Origin of the sequence: Rathayibacter sp. Leaf185 (assembly GCF_001423885.1) — a bacterium.
Taxonomy (GTDB): domain Bacteria; phylum Actinomycetota; class Actinomycetes; order Actinomycetales; family Microbacteriaceae; genus Rathayibacter.
In genome coordinates this window covers 112,267-129,163 of sequence record NZ_LMPP01000003.1, presented here as the reverse complement: position 1 = coordinate 129,163, position 16,897 = coordinate 112,267, and the positions used below count along the sequence as shown (strand labels likewise).

The following is a 16,897-nucleotide window of genomic DNA, read 5'->3' as shown; positions in this document are numbered from 1 at the left end:
GTTGCGCTGGGAGGAGCGTGTCCCGTTCCGGGTACGTCGATTCGCTGTCACGCGGATCGACGGTGACCCTGCGGAACGGCCGGCTGGTCTGCAGGCTTTCCCTCGACAGTGCGGCTGTCCTGTGAGGCCATCGGCGGCTCGCCTGCCTGCTGGTCGAGTGGCCGCCGCAGACGGCGTTTCGAGACCCCTGTCCGTCAGCAGTCGGGGTCTGCGGGCGCCGTGTGCTGACGCTGGGCGACCTCGAGCAAGCTGACCGCTCAGCCGGGAGCGCGGTGTCAGCGTCCCGGGTAGAAGCCCGCGGCGATGTCCTCGAGCAGGGTCGGTCCGGTCGGGGTCCAGCCGAGCGCCTGACGGGTGAGGGTGCTCGAGGCGGCGGCGTCCATCCCGAAGAACGTGCCGATCCAGCCGAAGTGCCCGGTCGCCTCCGCGGGGTCGATCGATCGCACGGGAACGTCGAGTGCCGCGCCGAGCGCCTCGGCGATGCTGCGCGTCTCGACCCCTTCCTCGCCCGCCGCATGCACGGCGGACCCCGCCGGCGACGACTCCAGAGCGAGCGCCACGAGGCGGGCCGCGTCGCCGCGATGCACGGCGGCCCATCGGTTGACGCCGTCTCCGACGTACCCGGCCACCCCCGTCGCCCGGGCCACGGCGGCGAGCGTCGCGGTGAACCCGTGGTCGCCCTCCCCGTGCACGGTCGGCGCGAAGCGCAGGCGGACGGTGCGGACCCCGCGCTCCGCGTACTCGGCCGCGAGGCCCTCTGCTCCGCCGCGCGGCGCATCGGGGCCGCTGAACGGCGAGAGATCGTGCTCGGTCGCCGGCCGCCCGCTCGAGATCCCGGCCAGGCCGGAGGCGAAGAGGAGCGGACGATCGGAGCCGACGAGAGCCTCCGCGAGGGTCGTCATCGCGGCACGCTCGGTGCGGCCGGCACCGGCGTAGTCCGAGAAGTCATGCTTGAAGGCCAGGTGGATCACGCCATCGGCGTCCTGCGCTCCGGAGCGCAGGCTCTCGAGGTCGTCGAGGCCACCCGGGTGGGGGGTGACCCCGGCCGCGCTGAGAGCGTCGGCCGACGCCTGGGATCGGGCGAGGCCGATGACCTGATGGCCCGCGCTGAGCAGTTCGGGGACGACGGCGGAGCCGATCCATCCGGAGGCACCGGTGACGAAGATGCGCATGAGGACTTCCTTCCGTCCGGAGACCGGACTATGTCAGTGAGTGACATGACCGTACACCCTGATGACGGCCTCTGACATCACTAGGATCGGATCATGGGACGATGGCAACCCGGAGCGCAGGGCCGGCTGAGCGCGGCGGCTCTCGAGCTCTACAGCGAACGCGGCTTCGACGAGACGACGGTCGGCGACATCGCCGAGCGGGCCGGAGTCACCGAGCGCACGTTCTTCCGCTACTTCGCCGACAAGCGCGAGGTCCTGTTCGGGACCTCGGCCCTGCTGCAGTCCGCCGTGGTCGAGGCGATAGCGGCTGCGGATCCCGCGCTCTCCCCGCTCGAGACGGCGATGGCGGGGATGGACGAGGCCGCGGCGATGGTCGGCGAGAGCCACGAGCACGGTCGGCGTCGCGCTGCAGTGATCGCCGCCCACAGCGGCCTCGAGGAGCGGGAGCTGCTGAAGATGGCGCGCATCGCCGAGGCCGTCGCCGGCGCGCTGCACGCCAGGGGCGCCTCCGATGCCGGCGCTCGGCTCGCTGCAGACCTCGCGGTGCTGGCCTTCAGCACCGGCTGGAGCCGCTGGGCGGGTGCGACGGACCCGGACGACCTGCGCGCAGTCGTCCGCGCGACGTACGACGAGCTCCGCGCGGCCGTCGCGGCCCCCTGAGTCGCGGCGTCAGGCGCGTGTCCGCGCCCGCGCTAGCGTGGGCGCATGCGACTCGGCGTGCTCGACATCGGCTCCAACACGGTCCACCTGCTGCTGGTCGACGCTCATCCCGGCGCGCGGCCCGTGCCCTACCGCTCGCACAAGCGCAGCCTCGCGCTGGTCGCGTACCTCGACTCCGCCGGCGACATCACCGAGGAGGGGCAGCGCGAGCTGATCTCGTTCGTCGCGGAGGCGCACGAGGTCGCCCGGGCGCACCGGGCGGAGGATCTGCTCGCCTTCGCGACGTCGGCGATCCGCGAGGCGGGCAACGGCGCGGCGGTCCTCGACCGCGTGCGCGCCGAGACCGGCGTGCACCTGCAGGAGCTCGGCGGCGAGGCCGAGGCGTCCGCGACCTTCCTCGCGGTGCGCCGCTGGTTCGGCTGGGGGGCCGGATCGATCCTCGACCTCGACATCGGCGGCGGCTCCTTCGAGCTGTCGCAGGGCGTCGACGAGGTCCCCGAGCTCGCCGTCTCCGTCCCGCTCGGCGCGGGTCGCGTGACCCGCGATCTGCTGATCGGCGATCCCGCGTCGGCGACCAGCGTCAAGGCCGCGCGCCGCCATGCCCGCGACGTGCTCGCCGAGCCGGTCCGCGCGTTCCTCGCCCTCGGCCGCCCCGACCTCGTCGCCGGCACCTCCAAGACGTTCCGCTCGCTGGCGCGCATCGCGGGCGCCGCTCCGAGTGCCGCGGGCCCGCTGGCCCGCCGCGAGCTGCACCTGGTCGACCTGCGGCTGTGGTCCTCGCGTCTGGCCGCGATCAGCGCCGCCGATCGATCGGCGCTGCCGGGCGTCTCGACGCTCCGCGCGCCGCAGCTCCTGGCGGGCGCCCTGGTCGCCGAGGCGGCGATGGACGCGCTCGGCGTCGAGAGGCTCGTCATCTGCCCCTGGGCGACCCGCGAGGGGCTGATCATCCGGCGCTTCGAGCTCCTCGACGCCCGGCTGCAGCGCGAGGACCTTCAGGCCAGCGTGATGCTGTAGGAGAAGGCGCGCTGCTCGCCGGGTTCGAGGACGAACTGCCCCGGCTTGTCGACGATGTCGCCGTCCCAGCCCTCGGGGGTGGGGATGCTTCGCCACGGCTCGATGCAGACGAACGGCGCCCCGACGGGCTTCCACACTCCGACGACGTCGAAGTCGCCCGAGTCGACCTCGATCGTGCGCGCGCCGTCGGCCTCGAGACGCAGGGTCCTGCGGCGCGGTTCGTCGAAGATCATCACGCCGTCCTCGAAGTGGGCGTCGTCGACCGTGAGCACGCCGTCCTCGAGCGGGGCGGGGTAGCGCTTCTCGACGAGGAGGTTCTCGGGTGCGCGGCGGAAGCCCTCGGGCTCGGGCTGCGCGAAGCGGATGCGGTGCTCGCCGGTCGCACCGGGGATCGGCAGGGCGAACGCCGGGTGGTTGCCGACCGAGGCGCCGAGGGGCGTCGTCCCGCGGTTCTCGACGGTCTGCGTGATCCGCAGGGTCGATCCGGTGACGGCGTAGGCGATCAGCAGCGTCCAGTCGAAGGGGAACACCGCGCGGGTGGCGTCGTCGCTGCGCAGCCGGAACACCGCCTCGTCGCCCGAGACGCCGGCCAGCTCGAAGACGCGGTCGCGGGCGACACCGTGCTGACCCATCCGGTAGTCGACGCCGTCGTGGTGCAGGGTGTCGCCCGGCAGTCGTCCGATGATCGGGAAGAGCACCGGAGCATGCCTGCGCCACTCGGGACCCGCCTGCCAGAGGTATTCGCGGCCCTCGTCGTCGCGGAGCGAGGTCATCTCGGCGCCTGCGGTCGTCAGCGCGATGCGGAGTCCGCCTCCGCCGATCGCGAGGACAGTGGGGTCGGGGGAGTCGCTGCTCGTCATGCTCCGATTCTGCCCCTCCTCGCCCGCGCAGCGCCCGTGTCGGAGGCACGTGACAGCATGGTCCGGTGCCTCCCGACCCGTCCCCCTCCGCCGCGTGGCGCGCCCGCGTCGGCGAGCTGAGCGGGGGAGCGGAGGCCGAGAGCACGGGTCCGCTCACCCCCATCGGGCTGCAGTTCGAGCTGCGCCGTCTCGTGCGCCGGGTCGACGATCCGTGGCGCGCCCCCGCGAGCGAGCGCGTGACCGCTAAGGGGTACGACTCCGACGATCGCGACGACCACCGCCTCGCCACCCGGCCGGTCGTCGCCGGTCGAGGGGGAGCGTGGAACCGCACGACCCTCACCTGGAAGTCGCTCAACCACCAGACCCACCGGCTCTCGCTCGATCCCGCGCACCAGCGCTGGTTCGCCGAGTTCGCCGCGCTGCACCGGGCGACGCGGACCGTCCACCTCGGTCAGGACCCCGACTGGATCCACCTCGACGACTACGAGAGCCCCCTGCTCTGGCAGCTGCTCGCGCAGGCCGAGGGCCTGAGGATCCCGTTGCTCGCACCCGAGAAGGGCAGCGTCGCGCTCGGTGCGTCGGCCCGGATCTCGCTCCGAGCCGAGACGGAGGAGGGAGCGCTCGCGCTGCGGCCGGTCCTGCAGATCGACGGCGAGGAGCGGCCGGCGGAGTCGGTGCGCCCGATCGCCCGGCACGGTGTCTACGCGGTCGTGTCCGGCGATCCTTCTCGGCTGCTGCTCGCACCGGCTCCGCGTCCGCTCGACGACGAGGAGCTGCGGCTCCTCCGCCACCCCGAGACCACCGTGGTGCCGCGGGACGACGTCGATGAGTTCCTCCGCGAGCACCTTCCCTCGCTGCGCGGGCGCGTCGCGGTGCGCGGGGGCGCCTCCGGGCCCGACCTCGACGAACCGGAGCCGCCGCGCCTGGTCTGCACCGTCTCGTTCGAGCCGCGTCGCGTCGCGCGGGTGAGCTGGCACTGGCGGCGCACCCCCGATCGGGCGACCGAGCTCGACGGAGGCGGCCCGGTCGATCTCGAGACCGCGATCCTCCGCCGCGCGAGCGCCGTGCTCGCCGAGGCGGGCTCGTCGGTCGTGCCCGACATCGGGCGGCCCACCGTGCTGCGGGGAGCGGACGCCGCCGTGTTCGTGGTCGAGCAGCTGCCCCTGCTCGAGGCCGTCGGTGGTGTCAGGATCGAGCGCGAGGGCGTGCCGCCCGACTACCGGCTGCTGACCGGAGCGCTCACCCTCACCCTCACCGCGGTCGACACCGAGAACGCCGACTGGTTCGATCTCGGCGTCGTGGTCAGGATCGGAGACGCCGAGGTCCCCTTCGGCCCGCTGTTCCGCGCCCTGGCGACGGGCGGCACCCGCATCCGGCTCGTCGACCACTCCTACCTCTCGCTCGCGCACCCCGGCCTCGATCGGCTGCGCGAGCTGCTGAACCACGCCGAGGAGGTCGACGAGTGGGAGACCGGCGCGCGCATCGGCCGGCACCAGACGGCGCTCTGGGACGAGCTCGAGGAGCTGGCCGATGAGACCGTCGCCTCCGATGCCTGGCGACGGGTGCTCGAGAACGCGCTGGCCGCCGGTTCTCCGCGCGAGGTCGCTCCGCCCGCCGGGCTGGTAGGCGAGCTGCGCCCGTACCAGCGCGACGGCTACGCCTGGCTCGTGCACCGTCGCCGGCACGGGCTGGGCGGAATCCTCGCCGACGACATGGGGCTCGGCAAGACCCTGCAGACCCTGGCCATGATGCTCGAGGCCGTCGAGGAGTCGCCGCGGGCTCCGTTCCTGGTCGTCGCACCCACCTCGGTCCTCCCCGGCTGGCTGTCGGAGGCGGCGCGCTTCGCTCCGACACTTGGCGTGCACGCCGTCACCAGCACCCGGAACGGCGCGACGCTCGCGAGCGTCCCCGCCGATGCCGACGTCGTCGTGACCAGCTACGCGGTGCTGCGGCTCGCGGCAGACGAGTGGAGCACCCGCGAGTGGTCGGCGCTCGTGCTCGACGAGGCGCAGTTCGCGAAGAACCCCGGATCGCAGACGCACCGAGCGGCCAGGGGCGTCGGCGCGCCGATCACTCTCGCACTCACCGGCACGCCGCTCGAGAACTCGCTCGACGAGCTCTGGGCGATCCTCGCGCTCGTCGCTCCGGGGCTGCTGCCGCCGCTGCGGCGCTTCCGCGAGGAGTACACCCGTCCGATCCAGCACGCCGAGGCGCCGGTCGGCATCGCGTCCCCCGATCTCTCCGACGGCCGCACCGTCCCCCAGTCCGAGGGCGCCCGCCGGCGCCTCGACCGGCTGCGCTCGCGCATCCGACCCTTCCTGCTGCGGCGCACCAAGGAGGCCGTGGCCCCGGAGCTGCCCGAGAAGCAGGAGCAGATGCTCGAGGTCACCCTCGCTCCCGGCCATCGCGTGCTCTACGACACCTACCTCCAGCGCGAGCGCCGCAAGCTGATGGGACTCGTGGAGGACCTCGATCGTCAGCGCTTCACCGTGTTCCGCTCGCTGACCCTGCTGCGCCTGCTCGCCCTCGACGCCTCGCTGGTCGACCCGGCCTACCGGCACGTCCCCTCCGCCAAGCTCGACGCGCTGCTCGAGCACCTCGACGACGTGCTCGCCGAGGGCCGGCGTGCGCTGGTGTTCAGCACCTTCACGTCGTACCTCGAGCGCGCGGCGGTGCGGCTGCGCGCCGAGGGGATCCCGTTCGTGCAGCTCGACGGCTCGACCCGCGACCGCGCGGCCGTCATCGAGGCGTTCCGCTCGGGCGATGCCCCGGTCTTCCTGATCAGCCTCAAGGCGGGCGGGACGGGCCTGACCCTCACCGAGGCCGACCACGTCTTCATCCTCGATCCCTGGTGGAACCCGGCCGCCGAGGCGCAGGCGATCGACCGGACGCACCGCATCGGCCAGGAGCGACGCGTCAACGTGTACCGTCTCGTCGCGAAGGACACGATCGAGGAGAAGATCGTGCGACTCCAGGCACGCAAGTCGCGACTGAGCACCGCGGCGCTCGACGAGGGCGAGCTGTTCGCGCAGGCGCTGACCGCCGACGACGTGCGCGAGCTCCTCGCGGAGTAACACCCGATGACGGGGGACGCAAGAACCAGCCGCGTCCAGGATGCGCGCGCAGACTGACCGGATGAGCCGACGACGTCCCCGCCCCCGACCCGACTGGGTCGCCGCCCTCGAGACGGGCGACGACGAGGGACTGTTCGGCCCCGGCAGCGCCGTGTGGGCCGTGAACGGCGGCATGCCGACCATGATCGCCGGAGTGAGGGCGCTGCTGATGCAGACGCTGCACGCGGGCGCGATGGCCGGCGTCCACGACCACTCCCGCTACCGCGAGGATCCGATGGGGCGCTTGGACAACACGGTCCGCTGGGTGCTCACCACCAGCTTCGGCGACACGGGCGCGGCGTCCGGCGCCGCGCGCTGGGTGACCGGCGTGCACGAGCGCATCGTCGGCTCGTACGAGGACGCGTCCGGAGCCGAGCGCGACTACTCGGCCCAGGATCCGCGCCTCCTGCTCTGGGTGCACGATGCCTTCACCGATGCGTTCCTCGGTGCCCACGAGGTGTGGGGGCGCCCGATCCCCGGCGGACCCGATGCGTACGTCCGCGAGTGGGCTGCATCCGGCCGCCTCCTGGGCGTCGATGCTCCGCCCGAGAGCGTCGCCGAGCTCCGCGAGCAGCTGGCCGGATTCGCGGGTGAGCTGAAACCCGACGAGAGGGTCCGCGAGGCGGTCGGCTTCCTGCGCCGCGTGAAGCTCCCCGGTGAGGCCGGGCTCGTCTATCCGCTGCTGTTCGCCGGTGCGGTCGCGTCGCTCAGCCCGGAGGTGCGGCGCCTGCTCGGGCTCCGTCGCGCCTGGTGGCCGGCGATCACGGCGAACCGCCTCCTGATGCGCTTCCTCGAGCGGTACCTCGGCATGGTGTCGCCCAGCGAGCGCGCCGCGCGCACGCGCATCGCCCGCCTCGAGAAGGCCCGTGCCGCCGCCCGCTGACCCGGCGTGCGCAGTTTCTCGAACACCTGTCCGGGAAGTGGTAGACTGATCGGGATGACTTCCGCTCGCCTCGCCTCCCTGCCCGGAGCGGAACACCACCACAGCCCGCGCCAGGGCGACCCCCGCACCCGTCGAACCCGACGTCGAGTCTTCGACGCGGTCGAGCGGCTCGTGATGCAGGCCGAGGGGGAGCGTGCCGAGGGCATCGCGGTCAGCGACATCGTGCGCGAGGCCGGGATCAGCCGCAGCTCGTTCTACGCGCACTTCGACGATGCGGCGGATGTCGCCTCCGCCCTCCTGCGCGAAGACCTCGTGGTCGCGGAGGTCGCGGGAGCCGACTCCGCGGACCGCACCGGAGCGCTCGCTCTGCGCCGCGGCTACGCGCGGCTGATCGATCGGCTCGTCGACCGCCACGCGTTCCACGCCCGCCTGCGCGCTCGCGCCTCGGCGCGCGGGGCCTCCGACGACGCCGTTCTCGACACCGTCCTCGCGCTGCACCGCGGGGTGCTCGTGCGCGTCGACGTCCCCGTGTCCGTCGACCCCGAGCTGACCGCGACCTTCGCCGCCGGCGGCGTCCTCGCCGTCGTCGGCTCCTGGCTCGCCGGCTCCCTCGACGGCACCGACGAGGAGCTCGTCGAGCGCCTGGTCGCCCTCCTGCCTCCGTGGCTGGCCGATGCGCCGCTGCGGACTCTCGATCCCACCACAGGCCCCACGATGAAAGGCACGACATGATGTTATTCGAGGTCGGCGAGACGCTGGTCTACCCGCACCACGGAGCGGTGACGATCACCGGACTCGAGAAGCGCTCGGTCAAGGGCGTCGAGAAGACGTTCATGACGATGAACGTGCACACGAGCGAGCTCACGATCACCCTGCCCGTCGAGAACGCCGAGCTCGTCGGCGTCCGCGAGATCATCGACGACGCCGGTGTGCAGGCCGTCTACGACGTGCTGCGCAGCGATGTCGCGGAGGAGGCCAGCAACTGGTCGCGCCGCTTCAAGGCCAACCAGGAGAAGATGGCGAGCGGCAGCGTCTACCGCGTCAGCGAGGTCGTCCGCGACCTGTGGCGCCGCGAGCAGGCCGGCGGAGTCTCGGCCGGCGAGAAGCGCATGCTCCTCAAGGCCCGCCAGATCCTGGTGTCCGAGCTCTCCCTCGCACTGAAGGGCACCGACGAGGAGGCCTCGGCCAAGCTCGACGAGGTCCTCGCCTCGGCGATCTGACCCGCGGTCGCCGCGGCGTGCGGGGTCACTCGGCCCGGCACGCCGCGACGACCTGTTGCGAGACCTCGTCCTGCGCGGCGCTGCCGTCGATGCGGACGAGGATCCCCGCCTCGGCGTAGACCTTCTCGAGTGGCGCGGTCTCGCGCTCGTAGACCGAGATCCGGTGCCGGATGACCTCCGGGTCGTCGTCGGCGCGGTTCTGCTGCGCGGCACGCGCGAGCAGTCGATCCACGACCACGTCCGTCTCGGCCGTCAGCATCACGACGCGGGCCAGCGCGGCGCCGCGCTCGTCGAGCATTCGGTCGAGCTCCTCGACCTGCGCCGTGGTCCGCGGGTACCCGTCGAGGATGAAGCCGTCCTGGGCGTCCGCCTCGTCGATCCGCTCGGCGACGAGCGCGTTCGTCATCTCGTCGGGCACGTACTTGCCGGCCTCGATGATGTCGCGCAATCGCCGTCCGAGCTCCGTCCGGTCGGCCACGTGGGCGCGGAAGAGCTCACCGGTCGAGATCGCCGGCACGCCTAGCGCCTCGGCCAGGATCGCCGCCTGAGTGCCCTTGCCCACGCCGGGCGGTCCCATCATGATGACGCGCATCGCTCGTCCTCCTCGGTGTCGTCAGGTGATCGTAACGGTGAGACGGCCGCGGCTCCGCGCGCTGCGTCGCCCGTTCTAGGCTGGCTCCGACCGAGGAGGAGCGCATGTCGCACGACGCGGAGCGGGCTGCCGCACACCTGGCCGACCTGCTCGCCGGAGTCGGCGCGGAGCTCGACCGACGCGGCGTCGAGGACCAGGCCCTGGCCGGGCTCCGACGCCCGCGTGCCATCCTCGGCTTCCGCCGCGCGCCCGTGATGGCGCCGGTCGGCCGCGCATGGCGGCTCGGAGTCGTTCTCCTCGAGCGCTCCGGCGGGCTCGTGGCGACGGGCTCCGTGACCCGCGCGGTCGCTCCGCTGCACGCCAACAATCAGTCGGAGTCGCAGGAGGCCCGCCGTGAGATCCGGCGTGCCGCCTTCGACGGCCCGTTCCGCGAAGGCGAGACCGTCAACTACGGCTGGCGGCGCCTGCGGATCGACGCCGACGGCCTCCTCGCGGGGCCGGACCCGCTGGTGCTGCGCGGTGAGGAGGTGCTCGTCCGCTGGGCGCCGGGTCTCGGCGACCAGGGACTCATGCCGATCGAGCGCTACCTCGCAGACCGGATCGATCTGCTCGACGTCTGACGGGCCGCCGGAGTCACTCCGCGTCGGTGACCGGGTGGAACCACGGCGGGTAGACGGCGACGCGGGGCGACGCGGTGCTGCCCTCGAACAGCGCCTTCACCTTGTTCTTCATCGTCACAGACGGAACGCCGACCACGGCGATCTCCTCGAGCGGGAAGCGCTCGGGCACGAGGGCCTCGGCGCTGCGGAGCGCCGGCTCGTCGACGAGCAGTCGCGCGAAGGTGCGCACCAGGGCGTCGCCCTCGCTGAAGCGGGTGAGGACGTGGGAGGCGTCCCCGTCACTGAGGACGGGCGCCGAGGCGAGGGAGCCGACCAGCACCACGTACTGCGAGGCGGTCGTGGTCTGCGCGCGCGGCGACCAGTGCGGGGCGACCCGCTCGCCGCGGAGGTCGGCCCAGAGCGCGGCGTCCGGTGAGAGGAAGAAGGGGACGAAGCCGGCGACGCTGGCGCCGTCCTTGATCTGCACGGCGCGCCGGTGCTCGCGAGTGGTCTCGGCGCTGACGTCGATCGCCGGGCGCTCGGTGAGGTGCTCATCGGCGATCAGGGCACCGGAGGCGACGATCGCCGCGAGGTTGTCGAGGTGCGTCACGTGGTAGATCCGCTGGGCAGCGATGTCGACCTTGGGCAGCGGCTTCTCGCGCGCGGTTCCGCGCGCTGCGGCCCGGGCGGTCGCCGCGCGGGAGGTCCCGGGGACGCGCACGGGGACGCGGGGAGTGCGCGCCGGCGGCTCGGGGAGCTTGGCGGGCGAGCAGACGTCGCAGAGCGCGATGTCGAGGCCGTGGATGCATTCGGTGGGCACTCTGTAGTCCTTCTGCGCTTGGTCTCGGGGTTCCGGGCGCAAGGACGACGTTACGCGACCCCGGGGGCCCCGCGGGGCTGGCGGCGGTGATCCGCTGCCCCCGGTCGGCGAGCCGCCGGGCATCGGCTGGGAGCGACGGGCGCCCGCCGGGGCGCCGCGTAGCGTGGAGGGCATGAAGCGCGCAGTGCCCGCGGAGGGCCAGGAATCCGTCTGGGACTACCCGAGGCCGCCCAGGGTCGAGCCCAGCTCGGAGCACGTCGTGGTCCGGCTCGGGGGAGTGGTCGTGGCGGAGTCGAACGCCTCCTTCCGCGTGCTCGAGACCAGTCACCCGCCGGTCTACTACCTGCCCCGCGGCGACTTCGCGAAGGGTGTGCTCTCGCCGGCTCCGGGGCGCAGTGTCTGCGAGTTCAAGGGGGCGGCGTCCTACCTCTCGGTGCGGGGCGGTGGGGTCGTCGCCGACGCGGCCGGCTGGACGTACCCGGAGCCGATGCCGGGCTTCGAGGTGCTCCGCGACACCATCGCGCTGTACCCCGGCAGGATGGACTCCTGCACCGTCGACGAGGAGGTCGTGGAGCCGCAGCCGGGCGACTTCTACGGCGGGTGGATCACCTCCCGCGTCGTCGGGCCCTTCAAGGGCGCCCCGGGCACCATGTTCTGGTGATGCCCGCCGTGTCCCTCGCTCCGGGTGCGCGATCTGCAGGAGTTCGTGCGCTTCGCAGGAGTTCGTGCGCTCCGCAGGTCATGAGGGCTCGCGCGCGGGATCCGCGGGGGCGAGAGCGCTCTTTCCTCCGCGAGTCCTGCGAACCGCACCACCTCCTGCCGACCGCGGGCGCGTTCGCGTGAGCCGCACCGCCTCTCATGGCCGCATGCCGTAACCCCGGGTAACCGCACGCCGTAACGCCGGGTAACCGCCCGGCACCGCGCGCGCCTCCCGTGCGAGCGTTGTCCCGCCGGGCGACGGCGACGAGGAGGCGGATGACCATGGACGCGGACGACGCACGCGCAGGACGCGAGTGGGGCTTCTCGACCCGGCAGCTGCACGCCGGAGCCGCGGACGACGCCCTCCACGCCCGCCGTACCCCGATCTACCTCACCGCAGGCTTCAGCTTCGACTCGTTCGACGAGGCGCGCGACCGGTTCGCCGGTGCCGACGGCTACACCTACACGCGCGTCGGCAATCCGACCACCGACGCCGTCGAGCGCCGGATCGCCGCCCTCGAGGGCGGACGCGAGGCGCTCCTCGTCGGCAGCGGGCAGGCCGCCGTCTCCGTCGCCCTCCTCACCCTCGCCTCCGCGGGCGACCACCTCGTCGCCGCCGCGAGCCTCTACGAGGGCACGCGCAACCTCCTGCTCGAGAACCTCGCCCGCCTGGGCATCACGACGACCTTCGTCGAGGACGCCGACGACCCGCTCGCCTGGGAGCAGGCGATCACGCCGCGCACCCGCGCCGTCCTGGTCGAGTCGATCCCCAACCCGCGCAACGACATCGTCGATCTGCAGCTGGTCGCTGACGCGGCGCACCGCTCCGGCGTTCCGCTGGTCGTCGACAACACCTTCGCGACGCCCTACCTCTTGCGGCCGATCGAGCACGGAGCTGACGTCGTCGTGCACTCGGCCAGCAAGTTCCTCGCGGGGCACGGCGCGGTCATCGCCGGAGTCGTGATCGACTCCGGCCGCTTCGACTGGGCGGCGACCGACTACCCCCACCTCGTGGTTGGGCCGGTCGAGCCGGACCGCGCCTTCCTCGCCTACGCGCGCGACGTCGTCGCCGGACGCATGGGACCGACCGTGTCGCCGCTGACCTCGTTCCTCCTCGAGCAGGGCCTCGAGACCCTGTCGCTGCGCGTGCGCCACCAGTCGCGCAGCGCCCTGCTCGTGGCGCGCTGGCTCGAAGGGCGACCCGAGGTCGAGAGCGTCGACTACAGCGGACTGGCCTCGAGCCCGTCCCACGCGCTGGCGCAGCGCTACCTCCCGCTGGGTCAGGGCTCCGTCTTCTCGTTCACTCTGCACGGGGGCCTGGAGGCCGCCCGCCGCTTCTCGGACGCCCTCGAGGTCTTCACCCGGATGACTCACCTCGGCGACGTCCGCTCACTGGTCCTGCACCCCGCCAGCACCACGCACACCGGTCGCACCCTCGAGCAGCTCGAGGCTTCGGGCATCGGCCCGGGCCTTCTGCGTCTGTCGATCGGCATCGAGGATCTCGAGGACCTGCTCGCCGATCTCGAGCAGGGTCTCCGGGCTGCCGCCTCGCGTCCGCTGCAGCTGGCGGAGGCGTCGTGAGCGACCCGCAGCACTTCGCCTGGTTCCTCTCGCGCGGCTTCGGCCCGCAGGCGTGGGGTCAGCCGAACTGGAACTGGGACCGCTCCTGGACCGGCCCCGAGCTCTACCGCCAGAGCGCACGAGAGCTCGAGCAGGCGGGGTTCGACCTCGTCATCATCGAGGACGCGCTCTCGCTCGGGAACGCGAGCACCCTCGACCTCCGGGTCCGGCGCGCGTACGGCGGTCCCAAGCACGACCCGATGCTGCTCGCCCCGTACCTCTTCGAGGCCACCGAGCATCTCGGAGTCGCGCCCACCGTGAATCCGATGGCCTACAGCCCCTATCAGGCGGCCCGGCAGTTCGCATCGCTGCAGCACCTGAGCGGCGGCCGGCTCGGCCTCAACGTCGTGACCGACGTCGGCAGCAGCCGGCACTTCGGGCTCGATCCGGTGCCGCACGATGTGGCGTACGACCGCGCGCACGAGTGGCTCGACTCGATCCGGGAGCTCTGGCGCAGCTGGGACGACGGCGCCCTGATCCAGGACGCGTCGACCGGTCGCTTCGCCGACGGCACGCTGGTGCGGCCGGTGCGGCACCGCGGTGCCCACTACACGTTCGAAGGGCCGCTCAACGCCCTGCCCCTCGACGGAGGGGAGCCGGTGATCGTCTCGCCCGGCGGCTCGCCCCGCGGCATCGACTTCGCCGGGGCGCAGTCCGAGATCCAGCTCGCGCTGGCCTCGCTCGACACCGCCACCGTCCGCACCTACCGCGAGCGGGCTCGCGCCGCAGCGGCGTCGCACGGGCGCGATCCCGACGACCTCACCGTCCTCTTCGTGTTCAAGCCGGTCGTCGTCGCGAGTCGCGAGGAGGCGGAGCGGCTCGTGGCCGCCTCCGCGCACCCGGGCGACGAGGTTCTGCTCGCGATCGCCGCGGCGCAGTCGAGCGATCTCGAGACGGACCTCACCGCGCTCGACCTCGACCGGCCCGTCGATCCCTCCGTGTTCGGCGAGCACGTCTCGCGCGGCAGCATCGCCGGGCTGTACGGCGGGGCGGAGGCGGACGCTCCGCTGCGCGCGCTGCTCACCGCCAAGGCGCGCCTCGGCCTCCTCGCCGACCGCCGCGGTGTCGTCGGCACCGCGGAGGAGGTCGCCGACTTCATCCAGGAGCTGGGCGACGAGGCGGGCAACGACGGCATCGCCTTCTCGGGCGACTTCCACCCGGTCACGCTGCACCGGATGCTCGACGAGCTGGTGCCGATCCTGCGCCGCCGCGGGATCCTGCGCCGCGGCTTCCCGGGCGGCGGCCTGCGGGGGAGTCTCGCCGAGTTCTGAGGCTCAGACCGGCGGCTCGAGCAGGGCCGTCCGGGCCGGTTCGAGCCCCTCGACCTCCAGCGACCAGTCGGGACGTCGGAAGGTCTCCGGCGTGATGCGGAAGCGCGTCTCGGCGACCGCGACGCCGTCGGCTCCGACGGTGCGCTGCGTGCCGTTCGGCTGATAGCCGAGGGCGGTCGAGACTCCGATCGACGCGCTGTTCCACTCCAGCGCGCTGCTCTCGGCCACCTCGGCGCCGAGGTGGTCGAAGGCGAGCAGGAGCACGGCAGCGCGCATCTCGCGCCCCAGCCCTCTGCCCTGCGCGCCGCGGGTCAGCCACGAGCCCGACGACACCGTGCGGGTCGCCGAGAAGTGGTCGGCGACGAGGTCCTGGCAGCCGATGACGACGCCGGCCTCGACGATCGCGAAGGCCACGCGCCAGGAATCGACGGTCGTCGCCGCCCGGAGCGACCAGTGGTATCGGGCGAGGTCGGCGGGGAGCTTCTCGGCGGGCGCCTCGGCCCAGGGAGACGGGAACGGCGAGCGCCCCGGCTCGTGGATGCCGGCCGTCGCGGCCGCAGCCAGGCTCGCGAGATCGGAGTCGCGCACCGGGTGCAGTTCGAGCCGCGGGGTGCGCAGGACCAGCGAGAAGAGGGGCCAGACGGTCGAGGGATCGCTCATCCGACGACGCTAGCGAATCGCGTCGCGGGAACGGGCGGGAGCTGTGCCGGTGGCGGGACTCGAACCCGCACGCCCTCTCGGACAGAGCATTTTGAGTGCCCCGCGTCTGCCATTCCGCCACACCGGCGCACAACAAGCCCGTTGAGAATACCGTAGGCTCTTCGGCGTGACAGACCAGGAACCCACGTCGACCGCACCCCGTCGGGTCGTCGTCGCCGAAGACGAATCGCTCATCCGCATGGACATCGTGGAGATCCTCCGCGACAACGGCTTCGAGGTCGTCGGAGAGGCCGGAGACGGCGAGACGGCCGTCGCCCTCGCCACCGAGCTGCGCCCCGACCTGGTCATCATGGACGTCAAGATGCCACAGCTCGACGGCATCTCGGCGGCCGAGCGTCTCTCGAAGGCGCACATCGCCCCCGTCGTCCTGCTCACCGCCTTCAGCCAGAAGGAGCTCGTCGAGCGCGCCAGCGAGGCCGGCGCTCTGGCGTACGTCGTCAAGCCGTTCACGCCCAACGACCTGCTCCCCGCGATCGAGATCGCGCTGTCGCGCTACGCGCAGATCATCACCCTCGAGGCCGAGGTCGCCGACATGGTCGAGCGCTTCGAGACCCGCAAGCTCGTCGACCGGGCCAAGGGCCTGCTGAACGAGAAGATGGGTCTCACCGAGCCCGAGGCGTTCCGCTGGATCCAGAAGGCGTCGATGGACCGCCGGCTCACCATGCACGACGTCGCCCAGGCGATCATCGAGCAGCTGAGCCCCAAGAAGTAGGGCCGGTGCAGCAGGTCGCGACCAGACCTGATCACGGCCAGAGGCGGGTGCGCTCCCAGAGGGAGTCGCCCGCCTCCGTCGTTCCCCGGCGGTACTCGAGCCGCACGTGGTCCTGCTCGGGCGCGGTCGAGCCCTGCCAGAACTCGATCCTCTCGGGGACGACGCGGTAGACCGACCAGTCCCGGTCGAGCACGGCGGGGGAGCAGCCCACGGCCACGCTCGTCTGGAGCGTCACGAGACCGAAGTCGGCGGAGCTGCGCATCGGCTCGCTCTGCCGGCCGACGAGGAGCGCGGTGCGCGCCGCCTCCGAGCGCCGGCGGAAGTCCTCGGCGGACTCGTCGGCGGTGCCGCGTTCGGAGTGGCCCTCGACTCTGACCTGCCGACCCTGCACGGGCCAGAAGAACGTGAGCGACGCGTGCGGGTTCTCGGCCATCGCGCGGCCCTTGGGGCTGGAGGCGTGGGTCGAGAAGGCCCAGCCGCGGTCGTCGATGTCGCGCAGCACGAGCACGCGTGCGGTGACATCGCCCCGGGTGTCGGCGGTCGAGAGCGTCGCACCGTGCGGGAGGAGCTGCCCCGCCGCCGCGGACTCCTCGAGCCACTGCGAGAACAGCTCGACGGGGTCGGCCGGCGCCGCCTCCGCATCGAAGCCGGGCAGCTCGGACGGCATGGACGGCAGGGAACGCAGCAGATCACGGAAGCTCACGCTCCGAGCCTAGGTCGCCCCCGCCACCCACGCCCGGGCTTGCGCGACGGCGCCTTCCGTCTCGTCGGCGCGTGATCGTCGTCGGCACTTTCGGCGGTCGGCCGGCCGAGCTCCGCGAGGTGACCGGGGAAAACGCGTGCCAGCGTTCTCCCGGAGCCGTTCGCGACCCGCTCCACCCGACGCGACCATCTCGTCGCGCCGACCGCGCCGCGGTGGGCGGGGACCGCCGCGGGAACCGG

17 protein-coding genes and 1 tRNA gene are annotated in these 16,897 nt (G+C 72.8%); 11 read left to right on the top strand and 7 right to left on the bottom strand.

Annotated elements, in window-relative coordinates; genetic code table 11:
- Positions 1–275 precede the first annotated feature (275 nt).
- Positions 276–1,172 (bottom strand): SDR family oxidoreductase, encoded by an 897-nt coding sequence (locus tag ASG06_RS12935; RefSeq protein ID WP_056042860.1) that lies wholly within the window; start codon positions 1,170–1,172, stop codon positions 276–278.
- 93 nt (positions 1,173–1,265) lie between these two features.
- Between ASG06_RS12935 and ASG06_RS12930 the strand changes: the two genes are divergently transcribed.
- Both ASG06_RS12930 and ASG06_RS12925 read left to right on the top strand, forming a co-directional pair.
- Positions 1,266–1,832 (top strand): TetR family transcriptional regulator, encoded by a 567-nt coding sequence (locus ASG06_RS12930; protein WP_056042859.1) that lies wholly within the window; start codon positions 1,266–1,268, stop codon positions 1,830–1,832.
- A 45-nt stretch (positions 1,833–1,877) separates the two neighbouring features.
- A complete protein-coding gene (locus ASG06_RS12925; RefSeq protein WP_056042857.1) occupies positions 1,878–2,846 on the top strand; it encodes a Ppx/GppA phosphatase family protein in 969 nt (322 codons plus the stop codon).
- On the opposite strand, the gene ASG06_RS12920 is transcribed toward ASG06_RS12925, so the two are convergent.
- The gene (locus ASG06_RS12920) at positions 2,825–3,706 is read right to left on the bottom strand and encodes an aldose 1-epimerase family protein (protein WP_056042855.1); all 882 of its coding nucleotides are present in this window, start codon (positions 3,704–3,706) and stop codon (positions 2,825–2,827) included. The genes ASG06_RS12925 and ASG06_RS12920 overlap by 22 nt on opposite strands.
- A gap of 65 nt (positions 3,707–3,771) precedes the next feature.
- Between ASG06_RS12920 and ASG06_RS12915 the strand changes: the two genes are divergently transcribed.
- The 4 genes from ASG06_RS12915 (at position 3,772) to ASG06_RS12900 (ending at position 8,922) form a co-directional block, all read left to right on the top strand.
- A complete protein-coding gene (locus tag ASG06_RS12915; protein WP_056042852.1) occupies positions 3,772–6,780 on the top strand; it encodes a DEAD/DEAH box helicase in 3,009 nt (1,002 codons plus the stop codon).
- A gap of 61 nt (positions 6,781–6,841) precedes the next feature.
- Entirely contained in the window at positions 6,842–7,702 is an 861-nt protein-coding gene (locus ASG06_RS12910; RefSeq protein ID WP_231727726.1) for an oxygenase MpaB family protein, read from the top strand.
- Between the two features lie 54 nt (positions 7,703–7,756).
- Positions 7,757–8,434 (top strand): TetR/AcrR family transcriptional regulator, encoded by a 678-nt coding sequence (locus tag ASG06_RS12905; RefSeq protein ID WP_156465978.1) that lies wholly within the window; start codon positions 7,757–7,759, stop codon positions 8,432–8,434.
- Entirely contained in the window at positions 8,434–8,922 is a 489-nt protein-coding gene (locus ASG06_RS12900; RefSeq protein WP_056043500.1) for a CarD family transcriptional regulator, read from the top strand. The genes ASG06_RS12905 and ASG06_RS12900 overlap by 1 nt, the downstream gene beginning before the upstream one ends.
- A gap of 25 nt (positions 8,923–8,947) precedes the next feature.
- Here ASG06_RS12900 and ASG06_RS12895 read toward each other — a convergent pair whose 3' ends face one another.
- Positions 8,948–9,514 carry an adenylate kinase gene (locus ASG06_RS12895; RefSeq protein WP_056042846.1) on the bottom strand — a complete coding sequence of 189 codons (567 nt, stop codon included), beginning with the start codon at positions 9,512–9,514 and terminating at the stop codon, positions 8,948–8,950.
- Positions 9,515–9,618: 104 nt separating this feature from the next.
- Between ASG06_RS12895 and ASG06_RS12890 the strand changes: the two genes are divergently transcribed.
- Positions 9,619–10,134, top strand: coding sequence for a hypothetical protein (locus tag ASG06_RS12890; protein ID WP_056042844.1), 516 nt, complete (start codon positions 9,619–9,621; stop codon positions 10,132–10,134).
- Between the two features lie 13 nt (positions 10,135–10,147).
- Here ASG06_RS12890 and ASG06_RS12885 read toward each other — a convergent pair whose 3' ends face one another.
- Entirely contained in the window at positions 10,148–10,933 is a 786-nt protein-coding gene (locus tag ASG06_RS12885; protein WP_056042842.1) for a DarT ssDNA thymidine ADP-ribosyltransferase family protein, read from the bottom strand.
- 172 nt (positions 10,934–11,105) lie between these two features.
- Between ASG06_RS12885 and ASG06_RS12880 the strand changes: the two genes are divergently transcribed.
- The 3 genes from ASG06_RS12880 to ASG06_RS12870 all read left to right on the top strand — a co-directional run bounded on the left by ASG06_RS12880 (position 11,106) and on the right by ASG06_RS12870 (position 14,523).
- Entirely contained in the window at positions 11,106–11,594 is a 489-nt protein-coding gene (locus ASG06_RS12880) for a DUF427 domain-containing protein (protein WP_056042840.1), read from the top strand.
- Between the two features lie 320 nt (positions 11,595–11,914).
- Positions 11,915–13,213, top strand: coding sequence for an O-acetylhomoserine aminocarboxypropyltransferase/cysteine synthase family protein (locus ASG06_RS12875; RefSeq protein ID WP_442965611.1), 1,299 nt, complete (start codon positions 11,915–11,917; stop codon positions 13,211–13,213).
- The gene (locus ASG06_RS12870) at positions 13,210–14,523 is read left to right on the top strand and encodes an LLM class flavin-dependent oxidoreductase (protein ID WP_056042835.1); all 1,314 of its coding nucleotides are present in this window, start codon (positions 13,210–13,212) and stop codon (positions 14,521–14,523) included. The genes ASG06_RS12875 and ASG06_RS12870 overlap by 4 nt, the downstream gene beginning before the upstream one ends.
- A gap of 3 nt (positions 14,524–14,526) precedes the next feature.
- Here ASG06_RS12870 and ASG06_RS12865 read toward each other — a convergent pair whose 3' ends face one another.
- Entirely contained in the window at positions 14,527–15,183 is a 657-nt protein-coding gene (locus ASG06_RS12865) for a GNAT family N-acetyltransferase (protein WP_056042833.1), read from the bottom strand.
- A 44-nt stretch (positions 15,184–15,227) separates the two neighbouring features.
- Positions 15,228–15,310, bottom strand: a tRNA-Leu gene (locus ASG06_RS12860).
- 39 nt (positions 15,311–15,349) lie between these two features.
- On the opposite strand from ASG06_RS12860, the gene ASG06_RS12855 reads away from it, so the two are divergent.
- Positions 15,350–15,955: an ANTAR domain-containing response regulator gene (locus tag ASG06_RS12855; protein ID WP_056042832.1), complete on the top strand. Its 606-nt coding sequence runs from the start codon at positions 15,350–15,352 to the stop codon at positions 15,953–15,955.
- A 31-nt stretch (positions 15,956–15,986) separates the two neighbouring features.
- Here ASG06_RS12855 and ASG06_RS12850 read toward each other — a convergent pair whose 3' ends face one another.
- Entirely contained in the window at positions 15,987–16,658 is a 672-nt protein-coding gene (locus tag ASG06_RS12850) for a pyridoxine/pyridoxamine 5'-phosphate oxidase (protein ID WP_056042830.1), read from the bottom strand.
- Positions 16,659–16,897 lie beyond the last annotated feature (239 nt).

Coding starts and splice junctions, on each gene's coding strand:
- ASG06_RS12920 (WP_056042855.1), bottom strand. CDS start 3,706: ATGACGAGCAGCGACTCCCCCGACCCCACTGTCCTCGCGATCGGCGGA.
- ASG06_RS12865 (WP_056042833.1), bottom strand. CDS start 15,183: ATGAGCGATCCCTCGACCGTCTGGCCCCTCTTCTCGCTGGTCCTGCGC.
- ASG06_RS12900 (WP_056043500.1), top strand. CDS start 8,434: ATGTTATTCGAGGTCGGCGAGACGCTGGTCTACCCGCACCACGGAGCG.
- ASG06_RS12895 (WP_056042846.1), bottom strand. CDS start 9,514: ATGCGCGTCATCATGATGGGACCGCCCGGCGTGGGCAAGGGCACTCAG.
- ASG06_RS12905 (WP_156465978.1), top strand. CDS start 7,757: ATGACTTCCGCTCGCCTCGCCTCCCTGCCCGGAGCGGAACACCACCAC.
- ASG06_RS12910 (WP_231727726.1), top strand. CDS start 6,842: ATGAGCCGACGACGTCCCCGCCCCCGACCCGACTGGGTCGCCGCCCTC.
- ASG06_RS12925 (WP_056042857.1), top strand. CDS start 1,878: ATGCGACTCGGCGTGCTCGACATCGGCTCCAACACGGTCCACCTGCTG.
- ASG06_RS12890 (WP_056042844.1), top strand. CDS start 9,619: ATGTCGCACGACGCGGAGCGGGCTGCCGCACACCTGGCCGACCTGCTC.
- ASG06_RS12935 (WP_056042860.1), bottom strand. CDS start 1,172: ATGCGCATCTTCGTCACCGGTGCCTCCGGATGGATCGGCTCCGCCGTC.
- ASG06_RS12880 (WP_056042840.1), top strand. CDS start 11,106: ATGAAGCGCGCAGTGCCCGCGGAGGGCCAGGAATCCGTCTGGGACTAC.
- ASG06_RS12875 (WP_442965611.1), top strand. CDS start 11,915: ATGGACGCGGACGACGCACGCGCAGGACGCGAGTGGGGCTTCTCGACC.
- ASG06_RS12930 (WP_056042859.1), top strand. CDS start 1,266: ATGGGACGATGGCAACCCGGAGCGCAGGGCCGGCTGAGCGCGGCGGCT.